The sequence below is a fragment of the Chryseobacterium sp. CFS2 genome (assembly GCF_036543225.1).
Taxonomy (GTDB): Bacteria; Bacteroidota; Bacteroidia; order Flavobacteriales; family Weeksellaceae; genus Chryseobacterium; species Chryseobacterium culicis_A.
This window is the reverse complement of the sequence record NZ_JAZHQU010000008.1, coordinates 232,961-256,530: the sequence shown is the minus strand read 5'-3', so window position 1 is coordinate 256,530 and position 23,570 is coordinate 232,961. Positions and strand designations below refer to the sequence as shown.

The window sequence follows — 23,570 nt, the reverse complement described above, 5'->3', positions numbered from 1 at the left end:
TATGATTTTTTACTAAAAAAAAGTAAATTTGGTAAAATCATTAAATATTTAAACTATGTCTGAATTTAACGAATTTGATCAGCAAGGCTCTGTGCCTAACAGAGATACGGGATCAATTATTTCTCATGCCTTTGAAATGTATAAAGGTGTTTTCGGTTACGGAATCGTAGCAATGATCATTTACCTGATTGGAGGATCTCTTATTCAAATGCTTACCGGATTTGATTCTGCTTCAATGGTTGAAGAAATGAAATCCTCAGATGGCGATTTTAATTATTGGAGTGCTCCGGGACTTCCTTTGTATATGGGAGCTTCCAGCCTTTTCGGACTTTTGTTATCTCCTTTATATGTAGGACTGATCTACATGGTGAATAAATACAATACCAAAAATCCAATTGAGTTTTCCGACCTTTTCATCGGATACCGTCAGAATTTTGTAAATATACTGATCTACAGTCTTCTTTCCGGTATTATTTCCTCAATTGCATTGGCATTGTGTGTTTTACCTATCATTTTTGTGTATCCTTTCCTTTTGATAGGATATCCGATTCTGTTATTCGAGAATGCTTCAGCTACAGACGCTTTATCGAAGTCTTTCAATATTGCTAAAGAAAACTATGGAATTTTCTTATTAACAGGATTTTTAGGATTTCTGATTTCTATCGCCGGAGTGATCCTTTGTGGAATAGGAGTGATTCTGACGGCTCCGTTTATTATGATTGTAATGTACTCCACCTATTGTGCTTTCTTAGGAAAACCAAGACAAATTATGTTCAGCAAATAAAAATATAAAAATACATGATGAATAAGGACAAACAAATAAGCAGTGTTGCAATAAAGCAGATGTCATTGCTGGCCATTATTCTGGTATTGGCAGGGTTGATCTGTTTCAATCTGGCATTGTTTATTCCCTCAGTTCTGGGAGCAATTACCATTTATGTAGTCTGCAGAAAGTATAATTTTTATCTGCAGGAAGAAAAAAAATGGAAACCGTCACTGGCCGCTTTTGTGCTTATGTTGGCGAGTCTTATTGTTCTTATTCTTCCTATCTATTTTATTGCTGATCTGATTATTGATAAACTGGGAAATGCTCAGGCTTATATGGCCAAGTTCAATATTTTCCTGGATAAAATCCATTCTTATATTTTCTCTAAAACAGGATTTGATATTCTGAGTAAGGAGAATATGGCAAAGCTTAAAGATAATGTAGGAAAATTTTCTACATCAGCAGTCAGTGGTACATTCAATACCCTTACCGTAGTGATGTCCATGTATTTCATTCTTTATTTTATGCTGGAAAGGCCGAGACTCTTTGAAAAGATCCTGACTTCTTCCGCACCGTTGAAGAGATCCAACATTTCTTTAATTGGCGATAAAATGAGAAAGTTGATCATGGCAAATGCTATCGGAATTCCGGTAGTGGCAGTAGGCCAGGGAATAGTTGCCCTTATAGGATATCTTATTTTTGGAGCACCGGGAGCAATATTGCTTTTTGCATTAACTGCTGCTGCTTCTGTGATTCCTGTAGTAGGAACGGCTATTATCTATGTTCCGGTGTGTATCTTTATGATTGCAGAAGGCAATACCGGGCAAGGAATTGGTTTGGCAGTCTATTGTCTTGTGGTGGTAGGGCTTACTGATAATCTGCTTCGTTTTACCCTTTTAAAGAAACTTGAGAATATTCACCCACTGAATACCGTATTCGGAATCATCATGGGAATGAATCTGTTTGGCTTCATGGGGCTTATTTTCGGACCTATTCTGATCTCATTGACACTTCTCCTGGTTCAGGTATACAGAAATGAATTTTCGGATGAAGAAACCCCTCCGGATCTTGAATTACCCGGTGAGGATGATATTAAAGAAAAATTAATTTAATTATATAAAAGTGGAAGGACTGAATCCCGAAATATTAAAAGAAATCTGTGTAATGAAAATGCCTTTTGGTAAGTATGAAGGAACGGTTCTTATTGATCTTCCGATCAGCTACCTGGAATGGTTCAATAAAAACGGAATGCCAAAGGGAAAACTGGGAATGCAGCTTTCAACGGTTTATGAGATCAAACTAAATGGACTTATGGATTTGTTGGTTCCTATCAGAGCAGCAGTAAGGAATGGATTGTAAAAATTAAAATATATCAATCTTAGTTTTTGGCGTATTGAAGATGAAACGGCATATATTTAATTGAATTAGACATAACTTATCGGAATTAGCTCGCATAGCAAACTGTTGAATTAGCTATAAAATGTAAATGATTGGCTTTACCTATCTGCGGTAAAGCCAATCATTTTTTATTTAAAGGTATTAAGCGTGATTACTGTTTCGTAAAAATTAAACCTTTTGTTTCAGGAAGATAAATATTAATATCTGTTCCAGGAGGACACTTACTATCATCAAGGATAATATCATTAGGTCGATATTCCCATGAAAGCTGTGTAGAATTTATCTTTTTTAGAATTATTTTCCCCCATCCGACACCACAATTAGTACCGCTATAGCTCATTATAACGGAATTTTGATAGGATTTTGTGCCAATACTATACAATTCGATATTGGGAATATTATTATTTTTTGTATCCTGTAAAATTGTACCTGTTGAGTTTTTAACAATATATTTTATTACTAAAGCATCTCTATAAAATTTTTGGTTACCGTAATCCATCAACTTGCTTTCTTCCTTTGTTATATAAAGAGTAATTTCATTTCCCTGAAAATTAGTTCTATAAATTCCTATGTATGGAGTAAGTTCATTATTAGTATCTTTTACATGGGAATTGAGAGGGATATCTGTAATACTTGTATTCAACGGTAGTATTTGTGCTTTACAAGATAAAAGGCTTATAAAAAAACTAAAAAGTATTGTGGCTTTGATATTTGTTTTCATATTCTATATTTGATTTACTATTAGCAAGTACTTGAGATTGGCTGATTATTGGCATTCAGATTAATATTTTTTACAGTACCATCATTTTCTATTCTTTGTAAATTAACTTTTCCTTCCAATCCCATATCCTTTAATGTTTCAAAAAAAAGTTTTTCTACTCCTAAATTATTAATTGTCCCATCACCATTCATATAAGTCATTCCATTTTTTGCTTCATCTGTTAAATTAGACTCCAATTCTATATATTTTTTTTTATATTTATTCAAATCTTCCTGGGAAAAATTTGTTACAGCATTCTCATAAGTTCCATTAAACCAAATAACATAATGCATACCATTTGGAGCAACCATTCCAACATATGCATTATTTACATTTGCAGGATTGGAAGTTGGTTGTGCTCTTGCAAAGCCTAAAAGCTGGTCAATATCATTTGGCGATAACATAGGTATTCCTGTTGGAGTATGATTATGATAACCTCCTGCATAACCTGTTTTATCCTTGAAATTTACACTGTGTGCCAGGCCAGGTATTATCTCAGAAGGTGTTCCGTCTACTTTAAATTTTACTCCTTTTTCACCACCTAAAGTAGATTGTGCTTTAAGTTCATCAATTTTTGCTTTGACAGTAGTATTGGTTATTATACCAGTAGTCTTTTCACAAGGATTCTTAGGGTCCTGAGGGTTTTGTGTTTGGCTTCCACCACCTGAACCTCCATAGGTCTCAGATCCGCCGCTCATTCCGCCACCATTGCTTCCGTAATCTACATAAGGTTGGTAATAATGATTAACAGGTCCAGTAATGTCTCCATAAACAGTAATTATGACGGGTAGTATATCTTCTGTTTGCTCAGGCTGTCCACCTCTTGATACTATTGAAGGTGAATGATAAACGTTTTGAAAATTTGAAATCATACTCTGTACTTCGGGTGAATTATTTTTCAATACTATAAAATTAACCCAATCTCTTTTGGGAGTCACCAATCCTACCAATACTGCATTAACTGAGCCGTCTTTTATGATTGGGTAGGCAATTCCTTTTGTTGTTTCTCCGTAAGTAATACTTCTAAGATTAAAATAGATTTCTCCTACTTCATTCTGGAATTTCTGAGTGAAAACAGGATTATTGTTCATGAATGTCTGAATAATTTCCTTAAATGGCTCATGATAACTGATGTATTCAGAGTTCTTTTGTGTGTGTTTTTGAGAGTCTAGATTGCTCTCAAACCTACTAAATGCTTCGATTTTTTCTCTTTCAGTTCTTTTTTCTTCCTGTATAGCTTCATCGGTTCTACAAGAATTGAAAAAAAACAGAGACACTGTTACTCGTAACAGTAACCGCAAAATAAATTTTTTGTTCATCGATTTGTTTTAATTTTTTAAGTTGGCTAATATATAAATATTCTTCATTTGATAACATGTAGTTTTCCCTATATTTTGAAATATCTTTCCGTAAATTTATATATGTGGAGCGACAAAACGTGTCGTATTATTTTAGTTCTCAATCTCGTATTAAATAAAATTAAACGGATTGATGGATCTTTTGACTCTCATCAGAGTAACGGGTAAGGAATGGATTATAAAAATTAAAATATACTATTTTATATAGTTTCGGCGGCATTGAAGATGCCGCCGAAATTTTTTATTATCAGTTGTTTAAGCTTTTAAGGCTGCAATTTCATCTCTCAGTTTGGCTGCTTTTATAAAATCAAGATTTTTTGCGGCAGCTTCCATCTCTTTCTGTTTCTGGGCAATCATTTTCTCAATATCTTCACTTGCGTAACTGGCTTTTGTTTCAGCAACTTTCTGAAGAATTTCTTTTTGGGTATATTTTTCATCGGGGAAATCTTTGCTTCTCCCTACCAGGTTCTCAGAAATCTTTTTATTTAATGCTTTTGGCTTCAGGCCGTGATCGTCATTGTACTTCATTTGTTTTGCACGACGGTATTCGGTTTCATCCAATGTAGCCTGCATTGATTTGGTGATTTTGTCTGCATACATGATCGCTTTTCCGTTTACATTCCTTGCGGCACGCCCTACGGTTTGTATCATTGATCTTCTGCTTCTGAGCATTCCCTCTTTATCCGCGTCAAGAATGGCTACTAATGAAACTTCTGGTAGATCCAGTCCTTCTCTTAATAGATTGACTCCAATTAATACATCAAAAAGCCCTAAACGAAGATCCTGCATGATCTGAATACGTTCCAGTGTTTCAACATCAGAGTGAATATATCGTGTTCTGATCCCGAATTTGGTAAAGTATTTCGTAAGTTCTTCAGCCATTTTCTTCGTTAAAGTGGTTACCAGTACTCTTTCATCAGCATCAGATCTTTTATGGATTTCTTCCATCAGATCATCAATCTGGTTGATGGTAGGTCTTACTTCAATAATAGGGTCAAGAAGTCCTGTTGGACGGATAATCTGCTCTATATAAGCGCCTCCGGTTCTCTCAAGCTCATAATCTGCAGGAGTTGCAGATACATATATTACCTGATTCTGAATGGCCTCAAATTCTTCAAATTTTAAAGGTCTGTTGTCCATAGCAGCCGGAAGTCTGAAACCATATTCCACTAATGCTTCTTTTCTGCTTCGGTCACCACCATACATGGCATGAACCTGTGGAACTGTGACGTGGCTCTCATCAATAACCATCAAAAAGTCTTTAGGAAAATAGTCAATCAGGCAGAAAGGTCTTGTTCCCGGAAGACGGCCATCCAGGTATCTCGAATAGTTCTCAATTCCTGAACAATAGCCCAGCTCTTTAATCATTTCAAGATCCAATTCGGTTCTTTCCTGAAGTCGCTTGGCTTCTAATGGTTTTCCAACAGAGCTAAAGAAATCAACCTGTTTTACCATATCATCCTGAATGTCTTTAATGGCGCCGTTTAAGGTCTCCTTTGAGGTTACAAAAAGATTGGCAGGGTAAATTTGTATCTGATCAAAATTGTCTTCTACATTCCCCGTTACAGGATCAAAGCTTTGGATTTTTTCAATTTCATCTCCAAAAAACTGAATTCTGATGGCATTATCAGTATAGGCAGGAAAAACATCAATTACATCTCCCTTCACTCGGAATGTCCCTCTTTGGAACTCGTTTAATGTTCTGGCATAGAGTGCGTTTACTAATGAGTGAAGAAGTGCGGTTCTTGTGACCTTCTCACCAATCGCTATGGAAATTAAAGATTTATGAAATTCTGTGGGATTTCCGATACCATAAATACATGAAACGGAGGCTACAATCAAAACGTCTCTTCTCCCTGAAAGAAGACTGGCCGTAGCGGAAAGACGTAATTTTTCTACCTCTTCATTGATACTCAAATCTTTTTCAATGTAAGTTCCTGTTGTGGCAATATAGGCCTCTGGCTGGTAGTAATCATAGTAACTGACAAAGTATTCCACCGCATTTTCCGGGAAGAATTCTTTAAATTCCATAAAAAGCTGTGCTGCCAGTGTTTTATTGTGTGCCAGGACTAATGTCGGACGCTGAACATTTTGTACAACATTTGCAACCGTAAAGGTTTTTCCGGAACCTGTTACCCCAAGAAGCGTCTGATATTTTTCACCGATCTCTATTCCTTCGGTAAGTTTTTCAATAGCTTGAGGCTGATCTCCTGTAGGTTTATATTCTGATTGAAGCTTAAAATCCATAGAAAAGAATGTATACAACAAAAATACAAAAGAAATTATTAGGCAGGATAATGTTTTATGGCATTATTTTTCCATTCATAGCCTACAATCACCTAATCGTAATGCTATGAAAATCAATCAATTTTACATCCCTGTAGTAAGCCTTTTTCTTTTTTTATCTTCATGTAAAGAGAATCATACCAATGCTCAGAAGACAGGAAATGACGGAAGTGTGGAAACGGAAAATCCGAATTCTGATTATAAGCCGGCATTTAAAGGACAGACAAGAATCAAGGCTGTGAAGACAACAACCGCCTATAATGTAGAAATATTGAATAAAGATTTGGGAAGGCCCTGGGGAATTATCAATTTGCCTGACGGGAGGTTTCTCATTACGGATAAAAAAGGTCATATGAATGTTGTTTCAACAGATGGAAAACAGGTGTCAAAAATTGAAGGCTTTCCAAAAGTGGATTCTAAAGGGCAGGGAGGAATGCTTGATGTAGCCCTTGATCCTGATTTTAAAACCAATGGTATTATTTACTTCAGTTTTTCTGAACCATTTGGAAAAGGAAACTTAACGTCTGTTGCGAAAGGGAAGTTGTCTGCAGATCTCAAAAATATTTCAGAGGTGAAAGTTATTTTCCGTGCCGAACCTTCTTATGACGGAGATAAGCATTATGGAAGCCGTCTGGCTTTTGATAAAGATGGAAATTTATTTGTCAGTACCGGAGAAAGATCAGATAAAGTAACCCGCGTATACGCTCAGAAAACAGATAATTATCTTGGAAAAATTCTAAAGATTACAAAAGAAGGTAAGCCTGCTCCGGGAAATCCTTTTATTGGTAAGCAAGGCTTTAAGCCTGAGATCTATGCCTATGGTATCCGTAATCCTCAAGGTATGGCAATCGATTCCAATGGAAATTTATGGGATGTGGAAATGGGACCGAGAGGAGGAGATGAGATTAATCTGATTCAACCGGGAAAAAATTATGGATGGGGAGATGTAACCTATGGGATTGAATATTCCGGGGACAAGGTAGGAAAGGGAATAACCCAAAGAGAAGGAACAGAACAACCGGTTTATTATTGGGATCCTGTGATTTCACCAAGTGGTATTACTTTTTACACGGGGAATATTGATGAATGGAAAGGAAATCTCATTATCGGATGTCTGAGTGGCGAGCATATCAACAGAATCGTAATGAAAGATAATAAAGTAGTGGGAGAAGAACGCCTTCTTGCAGATCAGAAAGAACGTTTCCGTGATGTATTGAATGGAATGGACGGAAATCTGTATGCTGTAACAGACAGTGGTAAGCTTTATAAAATTTCAAAAAAATAACATAAAAAAACTCCTGAGAATCTTCAGGAGTTTTTATTTTCAATTAAAACTTAAAGTTGAGTCTGGCAAAAACCTGTCTTCCGGCAAATCCCATCTGTACAGGATCAAAAATACCTCCGGCTTCTGTATTTCCGCTGGATACATGAGAGGTCTGTAAAGTAGGATATCTGTTGAACAGATTTTTACTTCCTAAAGTCAGATTCAGATTCTTGCAGAATTCATATCCGAAAGAAAGATCGGTGGTAACTTTTGGGTTATAGACCTGTTCTGAGTCGTCATAGCCAATCAGGGTTACTTTATCGAACCTTACCATCTGTAAGTTTACATTAAATTTGTTGAGTCTATAATTAAGATTTAAATTAACCTTGGTCTTCGGAGCTGAAGCAAGGATAAAAGCCTTTTCTCTTGCACTCAGGTAAATGTCTTCTTTTCCCGCCAGCTGTTCTGAAGTATTTACTTTGGTGATTTCCATATCATTATAGTTTCCGGCTAAAGTAGCAGTCAGTTTTCCGGAACCAATGTTTTCAGTATAACTTAAGATAAGGTCAACCCCTTTTGTTTTGGTATCAATAGCATTGGAAAAGAATTGTACCTGATCGATGAATGGATTCTCTGCCTGAACATCTGCCGGCAAGTCTGCTTGTGCAAAATATCCCGTCAAAACGATTCTGTCCTTTACACGAATATAGTAGCCATCTATTGTTGCCGTGAATTTTCCTGTATTGAAAGTAAATCCGGCACTTCCGTTCACAGAGGTTTCCTGTTTCAGTTGAGGGATTCCAAGGCTGCTTGCCAGCTTGCTGTCGTTAGATGCCAGCTGAATTGTAACCAACTGCCCTCCCTGGAAGTTGGTAAACTGTTGGCTGTAGTATTTCTGAGCCAGAGAAGGAGCTCTGAATCCTGTAGAAACAGACCCACGGAACGCAAACTGTGGAGTGATAGCGTATCTTGTAGCAAACTTACCATTCAGGGTACTTCCGAAATCATTATAATTTTCAAATCTTCCGGCAATACTTATCATCCAGTTTTTGGTTACATCCAGTTCAGTGTCTACATACGCCGCAAAGTTATTTCTGCTTTTACCGGTATCAGTAGAATATCCCGGGAATCCCTGAGAACCGCCAGGCCTTACATTGCCACTCGAAGGATTGGTGACCAATAAATTTTGAGGAGTATCTTTTGTAACTACATTTCCATTAATATCATACATGGCATATGAGGCTTCTTCTCCTTTGATGATGTCAAATTTTTCATATCTGAACTCTGATCCGAAAGCGATATTAAGCCCTTCCAGTACTTTAAACTGTTTCACAGCATTAAACCCAGTGGTATTCTGAAGTAGAGAATGTCCTCCTGCATTAAAACTTGTAGGAGATTTAACTCCCAAAGTGGCATTAATTGTATTGTCTATTTGGTAAGTAAATCTATTGTTACCAAAAGCATTATAGAAATCTACATCCCAGTTTGCAACTTTGAATCTTAGGCCATTGTCAAAAGTAAAATCTGTAATGCTGGTGTTTTCAATCGGGTTGAATCCGTTAGGATAAACTTCAGGAATATTTCCGTCTGCATCAGGTGTTCTGGTCCAGGCATAAGCCTTTGTATTTCTATGTGAAAAGCCCTGACGGGAATAGAATTTCAGACCATCAGTTAAGGGCACCTCAATATTTCCAAAAAAGTAAATGTTTTGCGCTTTTGCATCCCCGAAACGCTGTCTTGGTGATGTGTACACATCCGGATTCGCATTTCGTATCGCATAATCTTTATTGATAAACTCTACGGTAAAGTTTCCAAAACCTCCTTTTGAACCTATTTTAGTTCCTAAATTTCCACTGAAATCAAAAGTAGTTCCGTCTATTTTATGATCAGAGACCACATCATTGTTTCCGGGGCTTTTAAAAAGGTTCATTCCTGTGAATAGATTTCCTTCAAAACCTTTATCTCTGTCATTCAGAATAACATTAATTACTCCTGCAATAGCATCCGAACCGTACTGAGCTGATGCTCCGTCACGTAGAACTTCCACTCTTTTTATCGCGCCAATCGGAATGGTATTCATATCATATCCGGTGTTTCCTCTTCCCTTGGTTCCGAAAAGATTAATCAGTGAAGACTGATGGTATCTTTTTCCATTTAAAAGAAGTAAAGTCTGATCAGGGCCAAGACCTCTTAAAGTAGCCGGATCTACAGCATCAGCACCGTCAGATCCTGATTGTTTATTGGAGTTGAAAGATGGAGCAGAAAATTGCAAAAGCTGGTTAATTTCTACCTGTCCTGTGGACTGGCTTACCTGTTTAATGTCTATAATATCGATAGGTACAGGCGTATTGACTACAGTCCTTTTTTTGTTTCGGCTTCCGGTAATGGCTACTTCGTCAATCTTTGATTCTTTCAGAGTGTCTTTTATTTGCTGGGCATAGGAGAGAGTAGAAACTCCAAGGAAAATAATGCTGATGTATTTTATTTTCATATTAATAATTTTAAGTGGTGATTCAATCAAAATTATCAATATTTATTTTTAAATCAACATTAAAATAAAATATTTAGTATGAATATCTTAATTTAATGTTGATTTGGGTTAAATTCGGAAAAATAATAATGTGTTATCCAAATTTAATTAAAAATTTTAATGTTAAAAGCTGGTAATGATTCTGTTAATTCCTTCTTCTAAAATTTCCTGTGAGGTAGAAAAGCAAATTCTGATATGGCCTTCAGCGCCTTTTCCGAACCATCTTTCTGATCCGGGAACAATCGCTACTTTTCCGTGCTTTAAAACGTGCTGGGCAAATTCATCACTGGACATTCCGTTTTCTATCTTTGGAAACAGTACAAAAGTTGCCTCAGGCAGATTAGGAGTTAGAATTTCTGAACGGCTTAATAATGTAAACGCAAGATTCCTGTTACTCTGTAAATGCGCTAAAAATTCCTTATACCAGGGTTTTGCTTTTTCCAAAGCTACACTTCCGGCGATCTGTGACAAAGTAGAAACGCCTTCTATCGTTGAATTGAAATTGGATTTCTCTGTGAAATCTTCAAGGATCTCCTGATCATTGCACAGTACAGCTCCGATTCTCAATCCTGCTATTCCGAATGATTTTGAAAATCCATATACTGTAAAGCTCTTTTTCTTGGCCTTCTCAGATACTGAAGAATAGGTATGAAAGCTTTTATTGTCATAAATAATATCACTCCAGATTTCATCACTCATGACCCAAAGATCATGGGCTGAAGCAATCTCTGCTACTTTAATCAATATTTCTTTAGAATAAACTTTTCCAAGTGGATTATGAGGATTGCATATGCTGATAAGCTTGGTTTTAGGACTGACTAAAGAAACCAGCCTTTCAAAATCAATTTCTCCCGTCACTGTATCCACGGGACATAATATTACTTTTCCTCCTGCCGTTTCTACCGATTTTTTGAAAAGAAAATCTACCGGATCCAGAATTATGGCTTCATCTCCGGGGGTAAGAACATAGGACGCGACCAGAAACATTCCCTGTGCAGCACTATTGACTGCCAGTACATTTTCAGGAGATAAATTTCCGTGTTTTTCAGCATTAAAATGATCTGCAACACTTTTTTTGAATTCCGGAAGTCCCGAAAACGGGCCGTAACTTAAGTAGCCATCTTTCAGGTATTCAATAATTCCCTGTTCTATTTCGGGAGCCGTTCTGAAGTCGGGATCTGCAGCTGTAAGAGGGATAATTCCGTCTTCCAGGGTTGCCCATCTTCCGTTGTAGGCCTTTCTTTTTAGCGCTTCAAAGTTGATATCGTTATTGGTGAACATATTTATTTATAAGATATGGGTAAAATATTTTCTGTTTGTTGGTTGAGAGGGAGTAAAAACTGATTGAGTAATATCCTCCCATTGCTGATGTGAAACTCGATTTCAGGTTTTCTCTCAGACTCATATTTACTGAAAGCATACTCTATGGAATTTTCTTCAACTAGATATTTCGTTAGTAAAAAAGAATCTTTCAAAGCAGAAGTAACTCCCTGGCTTGTAAATGGAATCAGTGGATGTGCTGCGTCACCGATAAATACGGTGTTTTCTTTGTAAAATGGATTGAGTTCTTCCAGTTCATAAACATTCCATAAATGTACATTTTTATAGTCTGATTTTCGTATGATTTCCGGAACTATAGGATGCCAGTTTTCAAAAACTTCAAGCATATATTTTCTTAGGTTCTCTGCAGAACACTCATTGATTGTGTATTTTTGGTTATCAAACTGTGAATACCAAAGAATCGTATCATCAGACAGCTTAAGAATCCCGAATGTCAGACCGCCTTCTTCATGATGAAATTTCATAAAGTCATTTTCAATAGAATCTGCAATTTCTTTATTCTGAATGATATTAACGACCTCACTTTCTCTTACCATTCTCATTATTTCATCTTTAAAAAGATTCTTCCTGATGCGGCTTCTGGATCCGTCAGAAATAACAATAATATCTGCACCAACATTGGTTCCGTCAGAAAACTTAAGGTTGTCACTTTGCTGATCATCGTAAAATATGGTTTCTTCGTATGATATCTTTTCAGCAGAAATGTTTTGGGCTAACAGATTAATCAATGCGTGTCTCGAAATTGCAAAAACATTATCCAGATCTTTTTCTGCCAGAAATTTTCCGGTGTGAGAATACTGTACATATTTTTTCAGGAAATTTCCATTTTTGAGAAGAAGATCAGGGGTAATGATTTGATAAAGATAGTCCATCCCTTCCTTCGGAATGAGAAAGCCGTGACCTGCCAGATCTTTCTTTTTTCTTCTTTCATAAATGTGATAATCAATCTTGTATTTTTCTAAGTAATTCGCCATGCTTAAGCCGGAAATACCGGCGCCCACGACAGCAATTTTCTTCATTTGCGGAATAATGTATTTTTCAGGTTGGTTTTTTAAGTATTTTTTTTATCTCCTTTAGATAAATACAAAATTAAAATTAAAAACCTTCACTATCTCAAAAAATGGTCAATTTGATTTTTGTTTTATAAAAAATAGAATGAAAAGCATGATGTATTATTAGCAATAAAAAAATATGATTGATTTATTTTGTTTATAATATCTAAATGATTATAAGGTTGTTGGGTTAGTGATGACAGCGAAAACAAAAACAGGTAAACTTCTTCCTGTTTGATGAATTCTCAAAATGAATGCATAAAAAAACCGGAAAAAATTTCCGGTTCTATCATTACGCTTTTTCAAGCTGAACAGTAAAGTGTCTTAAGATTTCCGGTTCCCAGGTGATCTTGTATCCTTTTGCTATTTCTTCACGTCTTTCATATACGTTTTTGATAGCAGCAGCAATATAATCCATATGGTTGTTGGTATAAGTTCTTCTAGGAATTGCCAGACGTACCAATTCTAACTTCGGATAGCGGTTTTCTCTTGTTGCAGGATCTCTGTCGGCTAACAAAGTTCCGATTTCTACAGTTCTTATCCCTGCTTCCTTATAAATTTCAAGTCCTAAGGTCTGTGCCGGATATTCTTCACGGGAAACATTCGGAAGGAAATTTAAAGAATCAATGAATACAGCATGTCCTCCAATAGGTTTCTGAACAGGAATTCCATATTCTATTAATTTATTCCCCAGATATTCAACCTGAGAAATTCTGCTTTCAAGGTAAGCAAATTCAGTAGCTTCATCAAGACCTACTGCCAATGCTGCCATATCTCTTCCGGCCATTCCTCCATAGGTAATAAACCCTTCGTAGATAATGGTAAAATTGGATGCCTTTCTGAAAACTTCCTCATTATTCAATGCAATGAAGCCTCCTATATTTACTAAGCCGTCTTTTTTGGAACTCATTGTCATCCCGTCTCCATAAGAGAAAATCTCTTTACAGATATCCTTAATGCTTCTGTTTTCCTGTCCTGCTTCTCTTTTTTTGATGAAATAAGCATTCTCTGCAAATCTTGCTGAATCAAAGAATACAGGGATTCCATATTGGTCAGAAAGAGCTTTTACCGCCTTCATGTTCTCCAAAGAAACAGGCTGTCCTCCGGAAGAGTTACAGGTAATGGTAATTAAACAGAAAGGAATGTTTTCTTTAGGATGGCTTTTATAAACTTCTTCCAGTTTTTCAAGGTTGATGTTTCCTTTGAAAGGGTGAAGATCATTAATATCAAAAGCTTCATCAATTGTACAGTCGATGGCATGAGCTTTTCTGATTTCGATATGTCCTTTTGTGGTATCAAAATGAGAGTTCCCGGGAACTACATCACCTTCTTTTACCAATACTGAAAAAAGAACATTTTCTGCTGCTCTTCCCTGGTGTGTTGGCAATAAATATTTGAATCCTGTGATACTTTCAACGGTTTTCTGTAATTGTTCGAAAGAACGGGATCCTGCATAGCTTTCATCTCCTGTCATCAAAGCTGACCATTGTCTGTCAGACATTGCTCCGGTTCCGGAATCCGTAAGCAGGTCAATGTAAACATGTGAAGATCTTAAATTGAAAAGATTGTAATTAGCTTCTTTAAGCCATTGCTCTCTTTCTTCTCTTGTAGATTGGTAGATTTCCTCCACCATTTTAATGCGGAAAGGTTCCGCGTACGGTAAATTCATGAGTTAAATATGTTTTAAATTGTTTGTAAAGAAAATGTGCTTGAAAATAATTTTTCAAATTTCATCAATGTATAAATAAGGCGGAAAAAGAAATTATTCCGGAGCCTTAAATATATTTTCATCAGAATGGAATCCGGCTACACCGCCACTCACTGCAAACTTCATGGCAGAAGCTGCTGTCATTCCCACTACAGGTTTGATGTTTTTTTCTTCAGTAACAATTACCCAGCCCGAGATGGCGTACGAGTGGGGAAGATATACCGCAACGTAATTATGCTTGTCAACGTCCGACATTTCTTTTTGAGTTAAAAAGCCGATTCTCCAGATTTCCGGATTCTCATTGGTTTTTACCCATACAGGATCGTTGAATTTTTTCTTGTCGCCCACGAATGAAGACATCACGTCTTTCGTGGGAGTATAGATATGTTTTACTCCCGGAGTTTTCTCCAGTAAGCTGTCCATCGTATCGAAAAAGAATCTTCCGACAACGAATTTATTTCCTAAATATCCTAAAATAGCCGTAAACAGAATGATGGATACAAATACGAGCCCCGGAATCTGCTTGGCAAGAGAAGGAACAAGATTGTCAATCGCACTTACGATATACCAGATGACAAAAATGGTAAGCCCGATAGGACCAATGATCACGAGCCCCTGGAAAAAATTTTTCAGGAATAGATTGGCGATATTTTCAAAGCTTGGCTTCTTCAATGGATACTCTTTACTATTTTTATTTTAACCGTGGATGGTTTCTTTGTTTCCGTAGGATTTAATGATATTGGCTTCATATTCCAGCCATTCTTCCCAACGTTTGTTTACTTTTTCAGGATCTCCAAGCTGTCTTGCAAATCCTATGAAAGTTGTATAATGATTGGCTTCAGAAATCATCAGTTCTTTGTAGAAAACCTTAAGCTCTTCGTCTTTGATGTTTTCGGTAAGAACCTTAAATCTTTCGCAGCTTCTGGCTTCAATCATAGCCGCAAAAAGCATTTTGTCCACGATGAGGTCTTCTCTGCTTCCCTGCACAATAAATTTTGCCAGTTCATTGACATAATCATCTTTTCTGGCTCTTCCAAAAGTAAAACCTCTTTTCTTAATGATTTCATGCACCTGATTAAAATGATCCAATTCTTCCTGTGCAATGGCAAGAAGTTCGGTCACAATCTCAGGATATTCCGGAAGCATTGTAATCAGGCCTATGGCATTGGTAGCTGCTTTTTGCTCACACCAGGCATGATCCGTTAAAATTTCTCCAATGTTTCCTTCTGCAATATTTGCCCACCTTGGATCGGTAGGTAGTTTCAACTTAAACATGTTGTAAAATTTTTGTAAATTTAAACAAATTGAGGTAAGGAATGTGACTTTATTTCAATTTGATCATTAAAGTCTTAAGATGCGGTCTTTCTTCTTAAGAATTCCAGAATATTCCAACCTGATGTATCTACTTTTTTCAATCCTGCCGAAATAATGAAGGCCAAAACGATATTAATACCATAAATAATGATCATCAAAAGCCACCACGGCATGTTTTCTTTTAATGGAACTACAAGGAAATAAACCAGTGAAGAACTGATTCCCTGTGCAAAATAGAAGAAAATGGCATTCTTCCCGATATAGGTGATGAAGTTTTCTTTTGTAATCTTCAGTCGGTTATAAAGGACAAATAAAGTTACCAGAGAGAATAATGCCCAGATGATATAAGGGATTTTTGGAGGAAACTTATTCTTATTGATTTTATAGAAGATATCACCTCCATAGTACCAGAACATCCCTATAAGTGCTGCGGTCACAAGTGCATATAATACAGGAATTGCTTTGGAAGGAATCTTTTTTCCACGCATGGTGTGGCCAATTAAAAAGACAGCAAGGTAGAAAGCGACATATCCCACCTGTCCCGTTGGATAATATTCCGGAAAGATGTTGAATAGCAGTGTTAAACCTATACAAAGCCCGATGAACCAATGGATATGTTTTGGGAAAAACCTTAAAATTAATACCCCGAAAACGGTGAGTATATAATATACTTTTAGATACCAGAAGCTTCCCATTACCACAGGAAAGGTATCGGCGTTGGTGTACTGATGAAGATACCAGTTTCCAAGATTTTCCCATTGGGGATAGACTGAAATACTGGTTGTTGAATATTTGGAGCCAAAGGTGGAGTAAAAACTCTGGAGCCATTCCATAGAAAAGAAACTCAATCCAAATACTTTAAAGAAGTAATCTAAAAAGAACAGGAAGGTTACAAAAATCATATAAGTGATCTGCAGTTTCAGAAGACGGTATAATGTTTTTTCAATATTTGCTCCCGAAGTAATACCACTCAACGCATAAAAAAGTGCGACATCAAAGACCAGAGAGAACACCCTTACTTCTGTGGGAATATAAAACTGCCCAGACCAGAAAGCGGTATGGATAAATATGATGGAAAGTGTGGCCAGTCCTTTGGCGAAATCAATGTAGAGATCTCTGTTCATTGTAGTTGCTTGGATATTCTTTTTTATTTTTCAAAAATACAAACAAATTGATTTTATAAAAGAGAAAAAAAATGTTAAAATAAAAAGGGGCGGAACATACTGTCCGCCTCCTTTCTTAAATATGCTAAAAATGAATGTTCTCGTTTATTGAAGATGTTTAAATTCTTCCGCAGAAATTTCTCCTGACTGAATTTTTCTAAGTTCATCAATATATTGACTCATATACGCGTCAATTTCAGGATTTACAGTGTTCTTAGCCATCTTATAAGTTCCGTTTAATACTCCCTGATAATAATAGAAGAAGTTATAATCGAAATTGGAAGCATTAAGATCATACTGTCCTAAAAGGAATCCTAAACGAACTGCTGATCTTCTTTGTGCAGGTGTTCCGTGATGGTTAACACTCGTTGTCTGATAGTCCCCAATACTTTGAGCAAATTCATAGGCTGCTGCAATTTCCGGGAAACTGGTTTTATTGTACCCGTTAGGTCTTCTCAGATAATATCCTGCAAAGCCATCCGCTTCAAGTTCGTTCGGTCTGTATGTTGACTCTGATACAGAAGGAAGATTGAAGATGTACTGCAGCTGATGTCCATATTCATGAGCAAGAATCATTGCGTTTACAATATCACCCCCTTTTGATTTTGCATCATAATAGATTGCATATCCATAATAGATCTTTCCTGTAGAGTAGGAAATCGCATTATAGGTTGAATTGAAATTGGATGGATCGTTTACAAAACGCAGCGTAGGATTGCTTCTTCCCCACATGCTTGCAATTTTAGTCATCTGACCGTTCATAAAATTGGTGTCTGTGGTGTTTTGAAGCCCGGTCAGTAAAACTGAATTGGAACTCCAGTTGTTGTCAACATAAGAACACCCTTTTTCGGTAGTTCCTGGCTGATCAATTTTTGCACTCTGTGCTTCTTGTTGAGGTTGAACATTGTTGTCCATTTGGTCATCACTACATGCTGTTAATGAAGTAACAGCAATGGCGCCTGCTAGTAAGCAGAGATTAAAGTTTCTTTTCATATATAAATTCAATTTGGTAAAACGAAGGTATGAAATTATCTCTTAAGTGTGAGTACATTATTTAAAAAAATTATTCAAAACATAGTGAATAGGATTTTAATTAAAAAAACATTGCTTTGATTGTAAGCTAATTAGAAAATTATATGTATATTTGCACCTCGAAATAACTAAAAATTTATAAACAATGTTTGCAATTGTAGAAATAGCAGGGCTTCAATACAAAGTTGAGCAAGACCAGAAGTTGTTTGTAAACCGTTTAAAAGGAGATAAAGGAGGAAAAGTTTCTTTCGATAAAGTTCTTCTTACTGTAAACGGTGCAATCACTGTAGGCGCCCCAGCTGTAAACGGAATCACTGTAGAAGCAGAGATCCTTGACCACGTAAAAGCTGATAAAGTAATCGTTTTCAAAAAGAAAAGAAGAAAAGGTTACAAAGTGAAAAACGGTCACAGACAATCTTTAACTCAAATCGTAATCACTGGTATTACAGGATTTGAAGGTGGAGCTAAAAAAGCTGCTGCTAAAAAAGAAACTGTGAAAGGTGAAGTTCTTTCTGACAACGCAACTGTTAACTTTGGTGAAGATCACGAGTTGAACTATCACTTAAAGAAAAACAACTTGTCTCAGTCTAAAGAGAACAGAGAAACTTTAATTACTTTAGGTAAAGCAGTTAAAGTTGAATTAGAAAAGAATATTCTTACTCATGAAGAAGTAGATGCTGCTATCATTAAGAATATCGATCAATTTAAAGCACTTAATAAATAATCCAGTAATAAAATGGCACACAAGAAAGGAGTCGGTAGTTCCAAGAACGGTAGAGAGTCTCACTCTAAAAGATTAGGTGTGAAGATTTTCGGAGGACAAGAAGCTATTGCCGGAAATATTATTGTTAGACAAAGAGGTACTCAACACCACCCAGGTGATAACGTGGGAATCGGTAAAGATCACACTTTGTTTGCATTAGTAGATGGTAAAGTAGTTTTCAGAAAGAAAGCAAACAACAGATCTTTCGTATCTGTAGAACCAAACGCATAATTTTTAAGCGTTTTATAAAAATTAAAACCTCAGTTTTTACTGAGGTTTTTTATTTACTGGTTTTCAAAGCATTCATTTATTCGTGAAATATTTTATATTTGTTAACTGCCCAGTTTTGAGTCAGTTGCGAAAGCCGAAAAGCATAAAGAGTAGGCAATATTAAAAACAAAATATCTATGAAAAATGTAAGAAAATTAACCAGAACGAATTTAAAAGGAGTAACCGGAGGTGTGGCAGCAGTATGTCCTTCCATGTTTCAGTCCTGTGACGAATGGTGCAGATGGTCTCCGTGGCAGAAATCACACTGCATGCTTTCTCAGCCATGTACAGAATGTTTTGAATAAGACATACAAGCACAGATTGTATTATTCTTGAAAATAACAAGAGAGCTGAACCTTTAATGTGTTCGGCCTTTTTTAAATATTAAAAAAAGTTAAATAATATCTCATGGTTGTGAAATATTGATATATTTGTCCGAAATCAAATAAAAAAATCATTGCGGAAGCCGAAAAGCAGAGAGAGTAGGCAGCAAATAAAACTAATTATAATCATGAAAAATTTAAAGAAATTAACGAAGAAGAACCTTAAAGAAATCAACGGAGGAGCGGGTACAGTATGGTGTCCACCAAAACCAATTACTTCATGTAGTACGTGGTGCGGACTGACAAAGGAGCAGAAAATGCGTTGTCTGCTTGACGTGGAAGAACTTTGTGAGTGCTTTTAAGCATCACTGACTTTATATAAAGTTTAAAAAATAAACTCCGGCGGCTTCAAAGAAGCCGCCGGAGTTGTTTTTATCTTATTTTCAATTTAGAATCCTACCTGGAAACCAGCTTTAACGCCGAATTTTGAGATATCTGGTCTGTCAAGGTAATTGCCTCTCCAGTTGAAATCAACTCTGAAGATTCTAAGGTTTCCGATTCCTATATTTTCAATCCCGAATCCGTATTCATAATAAATATGTTCGCTGGGCGCTGAATATCTGAAGCCTTCCACATTGATTGCCTTGGCTGCATCACTTAATGTTCCATACGCTCCTCTGATGAAGGCAACCTCTCTAAGTTTCAGTTTTTTAATCAACGGAATATAAGAAAGTATCTTACCGTTAAAATGGTGCTCCAGCTGAAGGGTGGTATAGGCATCAGCTACAAATTCATAATAGTTAAGCTGAGAGAATGTATTGGGTACCAAACCATAGGAAAGGTTGGCAGGAATGATATTCTGTAGTGCCAAAGGAACTGTATTAAAGTTCTTTCCGGCCTCAAAATTAACCACTAGTTTTCCCACACTTCCAATCAGGAAAGGTTTATAAAGCATAAACTGCAATTTGTCATAGTTGAAATCTGCATTAAATAGCCCTTCAATACCTCTTGTATATCTTAAAACAATAGTTGGAGCTAAGTTTCTGGCCTGGTAACGGTCAATTCCGGTTTGTGAGAATTTTGCACCGGGTTTTGCAATTAAACTGATGGTAACATGTGAGTCATTCACTGTTTGTCTTAGGCGACCGTCTTTATAATACATCAGGTTGAATTTCTCCGGAATAGCAGACTTAATACTCTGCATTACTCCGTCTATTCGGATCTGGAAGTTTTTCCAGGGTTCAATAGCAGCAAAGACACTTGTTTTGTTTACAGAACTTAAAGAAATGTTTTCTCCTCTTGCAAAAAATGTACTGGAAGATGAAGATTGTGGGGTAACCCCATCACCGGAAGTAAGCTGTCCTCCAAGCTGAACAATATCTCTGCTGGTTCCTGCCCCAATCATAAAGCGGTTAAGCTTATTGAACATATATCTTGCCTCAACTCCATATTTGAACTGTTGATCTTTGAATCCGTAGGCTGTATAAAACTGAGCTCTCCAGGTATCGTTCAATCCAAAATAGGTTCTTGCTCCTAATCTTATTCTGTCTCCTTCTACCTCATTTCTTCCGTAAATTGAAAAGATAGGACCAATATCTATTCCTTTAAATGCATTATAATATCTTGAACCAAGCGTTTCAAACAGTTTTACCATTCGGTTGAATTTAGGAGTCTGCTGAAGCTGATCAAGCATATTATAAACACCCTGCTCAGCTTTAGATAAAGTATCAGGTCTGGCTTTAGTCCAGTAGGCTTCATCTTTATTGGTAAACTTGTCTTCGTATTCTTCTTCGGTGCGTTTGAATACTTTAGGATCAAGAGGTTTGTTGAATTGATAATCGGAATAATCTACTGACCTTTTGGCTATGATACTCTTGGCGCCTTTCTTTTTTGAAAAAGGGCTCATTTCAAATTCCGTGATCAGTTTTTTAGGAAGAAATGTAGCGTCATCAGGGTTGTCATATTCCACCTGAGTATACACACTGTTGACAAAGTTGACATTGATTTTCTGTGTTGACTTCAATGTTGCTCCTAAAACAGCATAGGTATCTGTATCAATATAAAGATTTCCCTGGAATGCAAGGATGTCTTTTCTCTTAGGCTGATACCTTATCTGGAAGGCTTTTTCCCCACGAATAGTAATGGTGTCCATAAGACTATAATCATAGGTGCTGAAGCCATCTGTTCCCACGGGACTTTGGAAGCCAATATCAAAATAATTTAAAGTATTGTCGTAGATATTAATATCACGATATAAGTTTTTAGCAGAAACCGTAATCACCTGATTGTCCTGAAAACCTGAAGTCTTTTGGGCAACTAATGTTCTTTTGCTGTCCTTATCAGGTCTGTTTTTACCAAAGTTCTCATAAACGGCTTCATTGATGAAAATAGGGAGGCCTAATCTTCCGCTTGCTGTGGAATCTGCATAGTCAAAAATAAAATCCAGTTTGTTGAAAATCTTTTTCTTCATGAACGCACTGTCTAGATTGTTCAGATCAAACTGTGTTTTTTCGTACTCCTTATACGAATAGGTATCGAACTTCTCCAGTCCGTTATTTCTTTTTTGAGCCCAGACTTTCTGCATAATCGCATAAGCCGGGTTTTCTTTCTTGTTCTTGTATTTTGTTTTACCACTTTGAAGAACAATCTCCTGAATATCACTTACTTTAGCCTGTGAAAGCTGTACGAAAATATTTTCAGCATTTTCGGGAGTAATATCAAGGGTTTCTGTAGTATAATTTTTTCTGGAAAATCTTAACTGATGAATGATGCTGTCTGACTGAACGATGAAACTACCTGAAGTTGTCGTCAGGGAAGGATTCTTATCATTGTTGATAAAAATATCAACTTTATTCAGTTCTTTATTGTTCTTTTCGTCAACCACCTTACCGCTGGCCCTGTTTTGAGCGCATACGGAACTGGAGAGAATCAGAAAAAAAAATAAAAGATAGTGTTTTTGGGAGTTATTGTTTAACATCATTCGTTTCTTCAGGCAATTATCATAAACAAAAAGCATGCAGTTTATTAAAAAAATAGGTGAAAAAGTAAAATATTTTTATTCTATAATATAAAACGACAAATGTAGCGAAAATTATATATGCGTTTGTGAAAATTAAAAAGGAAATTTTGATGCTTAAAGGATAAGAATCAGAGGATTAATAGTCGGTAAAAAGTCTTTCCCTGTTGGAGTGATTCCCATTCTTTTTCATTATGATTATAAATGAAAAAAGACCTACATTTCTGTAAGTCTTTTTGCTCCTCCTGCTGGGCTCGAACCAGCGACCCTCTGATTAACAGTCAGATGCTCTAACCAACTGAGCTAAGGAGGAATTTCCCTTGTTTTAGGTGCTGCAAATATAATATGAATATCCGTACCAAGCAAGTTTTATCCTTTATTCTTAATAGTTTTTAACTAAATGTATTGAAATTCAATAAGAAATATTTTCAGAAAATTTCAGGTAAAGTTAGATGTCTTCAAATAAATGTTGAAAATAGCGTTCTGGTGATTCCAAAAAATTCTTTGTGAGCTGATAATGCTCTGTTTCTTTATAGTGTATTTTTTGAATTTTATCATCAAGCAGATAAATTTCTGCAGTCGGATAACTCATTAAGATCGGAGAATGGCTTGAAATTATAAACTGAGCCTTCCCTGTTTTTTCTAATTTGTGAATAATAGAGAGTAAGGAAAGTTGCCTTTGTGGTGATAAAGCAGCTTCCGGTTCATCAAGAAGATAAATTCCGTGTTGAAAATGGTTATGGAATAATGATAAAAATGCTTCACCATGGGACTGCTGGTGTAAAGATTTCCCTCCATAGGCTTCCAGAACTCTTTGATCCTCTTCAGCAACTTCGTCAATATAGGTCGCAAAGTTGAAAAAGCTTTCAGCCCTCATGAAAAAACCTTGAGAAGTTTTATGATGCCAGGAAAGAGTAAGATATTCCGACAGCGTCGATTCTGTTTTATGAAAGTTGTAATTATGATTGCGATTTCCTCCGGCAACATTGAAATTACACTTGTCTGCAATAGCTTCAAGCAGAGTGGATTTTCCAATTCCATTTTCGCCAACAAAAAAGGTAACATTGCTTTTTAGTCTTATATCTAGACCCTTGCGCAAAAAAGGCAGGGTGAAGGGGAAGTCTTGTGGACAATTATCTTTTAAATAAATCCTGGATAAATAAGGCATTTTGCTTGATAAAAATGATTACCTCTTATCAAGCAAAATATGTGCAAAAAATAAGAGG

Annotated in this window: 21 protein-coding genes and 1 tRNA gene; 8 read left to right on the top strand and 14 right to left on the bottom strand. The window is 36.3% G+C overall.

What is annotated here, in order from left to right; genetic code table 11:
• The first annotated feature begins 55 nt into the window (after positions 1 to 55).
• Genes ODR02_RS18860 through ODR02_RS18850 form a run of 3 tightly spaced genes read left to right on the top strand, consistent with a single transcriptional unit; the run spans position 56 to position 2,125 of the window.
• Entirely contained in the window at positions 56 to 784 is a 729-nt protein-coding gene (locus ODR02_RS18860) for a beta-carotene 15,15'-monooxygenase (RefSeq protein WP_209786628.1), read from the top strand.
• A 14-nt stretch (positions 785 to 798) separates the two neighbouring features.
• Entirely contained in the window at positions 799 to 1,878 is a 1,080-nt protein-coding gene (locus ODR02_RS18855) for an AI-2E family transporter (RefSeq protein WP_309513047.1), read from the top strand.
• A 19-nt stretch (positions 1,879 to 1,897) separates the two neighbouring features.
• Complete coding sequence (locus ODR02_RS18850) at positions 1,898 to 2,125, top strand: DUF3820 family protein (protein WP_309513051.1); 228 nt, start codon at positions 1,898 to 1,900, stop codon at positions 2,123 to 2,125.
• A 190-nt stretch (positions 2,126 to 2,315) separates the two neighbouring features.
• Here ODR02_RS18850 and ODR02_RS18845 read toward each other — a convergent pair whose 3' ends face one another.
• The 3 genes from ODR02_RS18845 to uvrB all read right to left on the bottom strand — a co-directional run bounded on the left by ODR02_RS18845 (position 2,316) and on the right by uvrB (position 6,529).
• Positions 2,316 to 2,885: a hypothetical protein gene (locus tag ODR02_RS18845; RefSeq protein WP_209786630.1), complete on the bottom strand. Its 570-nt coding sequence runs from the start codon at positions 2,883 to 2,885 to the stop codon at positions 2,316 to 2,318.
• Between the two features lie 20 nt (positions 2,886 to 2,905).
• Positions 2,906 to 4,243 carry a hypothetical protein gene (locus ODR02_RS18840; protein WP_309513046.1) on the bottom strand — a complete coding sequence of 446 codons (1,338 nt, stop codon included), beginning with the start codon at positions 4,241 to 4,243 and terminating at the stop codon, positions 2,906 to 2,908.
• 294 nt (positions 4,244 to 4,537) lie between these two features.
• A complete protein-coding gene (gene uvrB, locus ODR02_RS18835) occupies positions 4,538 to 6,529 on the bottom strand; it encodes an excinuclease ABC subunit UvrB (RefSeq protein WP_209786632.1) in 1,992 nt (663 codons plus the stop codon).
• 106 nt (positions 6,530 to 6,635) lie between these two features.
• Here uvrB and ODR02_RS18830 point away from each other — a divergent pair, with 106 nt between their 5' ends.
• Entirely contained in the window at positions 6,636 to 7,853 is a 1,218-nt protein-coding gene (locus ODR02_RS18830; protein WP_309513045.1) for a PQQ-dependent sugar dehydrogenase, read from the top strand.
• A 43-nt stretch (positions 7,854 to 7,896) separates the two neighbouring features.
• Here ODR02_RS18830 and ODR02_RS18825 read toward each other — a convergent pair whose 3' ends face one another.
• The 8 genes from ODR02_RS18825 to ODR02_RS18790 form a co-directional block, all read right to left on the bottom strand.
• The gene (locus ODR02_RS18825; RefSeq protein ID WP_309513044.1) at positions 7,897 to 10,323 is read right to left on the bottom strand and encodes a TonB-dependent receptor plug domain-containing protein; all 2,427 of its coding nucleotides are present in this window, start codon (positions 10,321 to 10,323) and stop codon (positions 7,897 to 7,899) included.
• A 162-nt stretch (positions 10,324 to 10,485) separates the two neighbouring features.
• The gene (locus ODR02_RS18820) at positions 10,486 to 11,643 is read right to left on the bottom strand and encodes a pyridoxal phosphate-dependent aminotransferase (protein WP_309513043.1); all 1,158 of its coding nucleotides are present in this window, start codon (positions 11,641 to 11,643) and stop codon (positions 10,486 to 10,488) included.
• A 2-nt stretch (positions 11,644 to 11,645) separates the two neighbouring features.
• Positions 11,646 to 12,722, bottom strand: a complete 1,077-nt coding sequence (locus ODR02_RS18815) for an FAD-dependent monooxygenase (protein ID WP_309513042.1) — start codon at positions 12,720 to 12,722, stop codon at positions 11,646 to 11,648.
• 325 nt (positions 12,723 to 13,047) lie between these two features.
• Entirely contained in the window at positions 13,048 to 14,424 is a 1,377-nt protein-coding gene (locus ODR02_RS18810; protein ID WP_309513041.1) for a tryptophanase, read from the bottom strand.
• A gap of 93 nt (positions 14,425 to 14,517) precedes the next feature.
• Entirely contained in the window at positions 14,518 to 15,135 is a 618-nt protein-coding gene (locus tag ODR02_RS18805; RefSeq protein WP_047377240.1) for a DUF502 domain-containing protein, read from the bottom strand.
• 24 nt (positions 15,136 to 15,159) lie between these two features.
• Entirely contained in the window at positions 15,160 to 15,738 is a 579-nt protein-coding gene (locus ODR02_RS18800; protein ID WP_062676098.1) for a tRNA-(ms[2]io[6]A)-hydroxylase, read from the bottom strand.
• 74 nt (positions 15,739 to 15,812) lie between these two features.
• Positions 15,813 to 16,901 carry an acyltransferase family protein gene (locus tag ODR02_RS18795; RefSeq protein WP_209786638.1) on the bottom strand — a complete coding sequence of 363 codons (1,089 nt, stop codon included), beginning with the start codon at positions 16,899 to 16,901 and terminating at the stop codon, positions 15,813 to 15,815.
• Positions 16,902 to 17,045: 144 nt separating this feature from the next.
• The gene (locus tag ODR02_RS18790) at positions 17,046 to 17,933 is read right to left on the bottom strand and encodes a metalloprotease (RefSeq protein WP_105684033.1); all 888 of its coding nucleotides are present in this window, start codon (positions 17,931 to 17,933) and stop codon (positions 17,046 to 17,048) included.
• A gap of 184 nt (positions 17,934 to 18,117) precedes the next feature.
• On the opposite strand from ODR02_RS18790, the gene rplU reads away from it, so the two are divergent.
• From rplU to ODR02_RS18770, 4 genes are all read left to right on the top strand, one after another.
• On the top strand, positions 18,118 to 18,696 hold the full coding sequence (gene rplU / locus ODR02_RS18785) for a 50S ribosomal protein L21 (protein WP_076597840.1): 579 nt from the start codon (positions 18,118 to 18,120) through the stop codon (positions 18,694 to 18,696).
• A gap of 12 nt (positions 18,697 to 18,708) precedes the next feature.
• Positions 18,709 to 18,966: a 50S ribosomal protein L27 gene (gene rpmA / locus ODR02_RS18780; RefSeq protein ID WP_002984034.1), complete on the top strand. Its 258-nt coding sequence runs from the start codon at positions 18,709 to 18,711 to the stop codon at positions 18,964 to 18,966.
• Positions 18,967 to 19,142: 176 nt separating this feature from the next.
• A complete protein-coding gene (locus ODR02_RS18775; RefSeq protein WP_165791699.1) occupies positions 19,143 to 19,310 on the top strand; it encodes a bacteriocin-like protein in 168 nt (55 codons plus the stop codon).
• Between the two features lie 206 nt (positions 19,311 to 19,516).
• Entirely contained in the window at positions 19,517 to 19,690 is a 174-nt protein-coding gene (locus ODR02_RS18770; protein WP_309513040.1) for a bacteriocin-like protein, read from the top strand.
• An 86-nt stretch (positions 19,691 to 19,776) separates the two neighbouring features.
• Here the strand turns inward: ODR02_RS18770 and ODR02_RS18765 are convergent, their stop codons facing one another.
• The 3 genes from ODR02_RS18765 to ODR02_RS18755 form a co-directional block, all read right to left on the bottom strand.
• Positions 19,777 to 22,308, bottom strand: a complete 2,532-nt coding sequence (locus ODR02_RS18765) for a DUF5686 family protein (RefSeq protein ID WP_245169806.1) — start codon at positions 22,306 to 22,308, stop codon at positions 19,777 to 19,779.
• A 275-nt stretch (positions 22,309 to 22,583) separates the two neighbouring features.
• Positions 22,584 to 22,657, bottom strand: a tRNA-Asn gene (locus tag ODR02_RS18760).
• 135 nt (positions 22,658 to 22,792) lie between these two features.
• Complete coding sequence (locus ODR02_RS18755) at positions 22,793 to 23,512, bottom strand: AAA family ATPase (protein ID WP_209786641.1); 720 nt, start codon at positions 23,510 to 23,512, stop codon at positions 22,793 to 22,795.
• Positions 23,513 to 23,570 lie beyond the last annotated feature (58 nt).

What these genes read in the sequence shown, in the direction of transcription:
- ODR02_RS18860 (WP_209786628.1), top strand. Translation starts at nt 56, where the DNA reads ATGTCTGAATTTAACGAATTTGATCAGCAAGGCTCTGTGCCTAACAGA.
- ODR02_RS18855 (WP_309513047.1), top strand. Translation starts at nt 799, where the DNA reads ATGATGAATAAGGACAAACAAATAAGCAGTGTTGCAATAAAGCAGATG.
- ODR02_RS18845 (WP_209786630.1), bottom strand. Translation starts at nt 2,885, where the DNA reads ATGAAAACAAATATCAAAGCCACAATACTTTTTAGTTTTTTTATAAGC.
- ODR02_RS18840 (WP_309513046.1), bottom strand. Translation starts at nt 4,243, where the DNA reads ATGAACAAAAAATTTATTTTGCGGTTACTGTTACGAGTAACAGTGTCT.
- uvrB (WP_209786632.1), bottom strand. Translation starts at nt 6,529, where the DNA reads ATGGATTTTAAGCTTCAATCAGAATATAAACCTACAGGAGATCAGCCT.
- ODR02_RS18830 (WP_309513045.1), top strand. Translation starts at nt 6,636, where the DNA reads ATGAAAATCAATCAATTTTACATCCCTGTAGTAAGCCTTTTTCTTTTT.
- ODR02_RS18825 (WP_309513044.1), bottom strand. Translation starts at nt 10,323, where the DNA reads ATGAAAATAAAATACATCAGCATTATTTTCCTTGGAGTTTCTACTCTC.
- ODR02_RS18820 (WP_309513043.1), bottom strand. Translation starts at nt 11,643, where the DNA reads ATGTTCACCAATAACGATATCAACTTTGAAGCGCTAAAAAGAAAGGCC.
- ODR02_RS18815 (WP_309513042.1), bottom strand. Translation starts at nt 12,722, where the DNA reads ATGAAGAAAATTGCTGTCGTGGGCGCCGGTATTTCCGGCTTAAGCATG.
- ODR02_RS18810 (WP_309513041.1), bottom strand. Translation starts at nt 14,424, where the DNA reads ATGAATTTACCGTACGCGGAACCTTTCCGCATTAAAATGGTGGAGGAA.
- ODR02_RS18800 (WP_062676098.1), bottom strand. Translation starts at nt 15,738, where the DNA reads ATGTTTAAGTTGAAACTACCTACCGATCCAAGGTGGGCAAATATTGCA.
- ODR02_RS18795 (WP_209786638.1), bottom strand. Translation starts at nt 16,901, where the DNA reads ATGAACAGAGATCTCTACATTGATTTCGCCAAAGGACTGGCCACACTT.
- ODR02_RS18790 (WP_105684033.1), bottom strand. Translation starts at nt 17,933, where the DNA reads ATGAAAAGAAACTTTAATCTCTGCTTACTAGCAGGCGCCATTGCTGTT.
- rplU (WP_076597840.1), top strand. Translation starts at nt 18,118, where the DNA reads ATGTTTGCAATTGTAGAAATAGCAGGGCTTCAATACAAAGTTGAGCAA.
- rpmA (WP_002984034.1), top strand. Translation starts at nt 18,709, where the DNA reads ATGGCACACAAGAAAGGAGTCGGTAGTTCCAAGAACGGTAGAGAGTCT.
- ODR02_RS18775 (WP_165791699.1), top strand. Translation starts at nt 19,143, where the DNA reads ATGAAAAATGTAAGAAAATTAACCAGAACGAATTTAAAAGGAGTAACC.
- ODR02_RS18770 (WP_309513040.1), top strand. Translation starts at nt 19,517, where the DNA reads ATGAAAAATTTAAAGAAATTAACGAAGAAGAACCTTAAAGAAATCAAC.
- ODR02_RS18765 (WP_245169806.1), bottom strand. Translation starts at nt 22,308, where the DNA reads ATGATGTTAAACAATAACTCCCAAAAACACTATCTTTTATTTTTTTTT.
- ODR02_RS18755 (WP_209786641.1), bottom strand. Translation starts at nt 23,512, where the DNA reads ATGCCTTATTTATCCAGGATTTATTTAAAAGATAATTGTCCACAAGAC.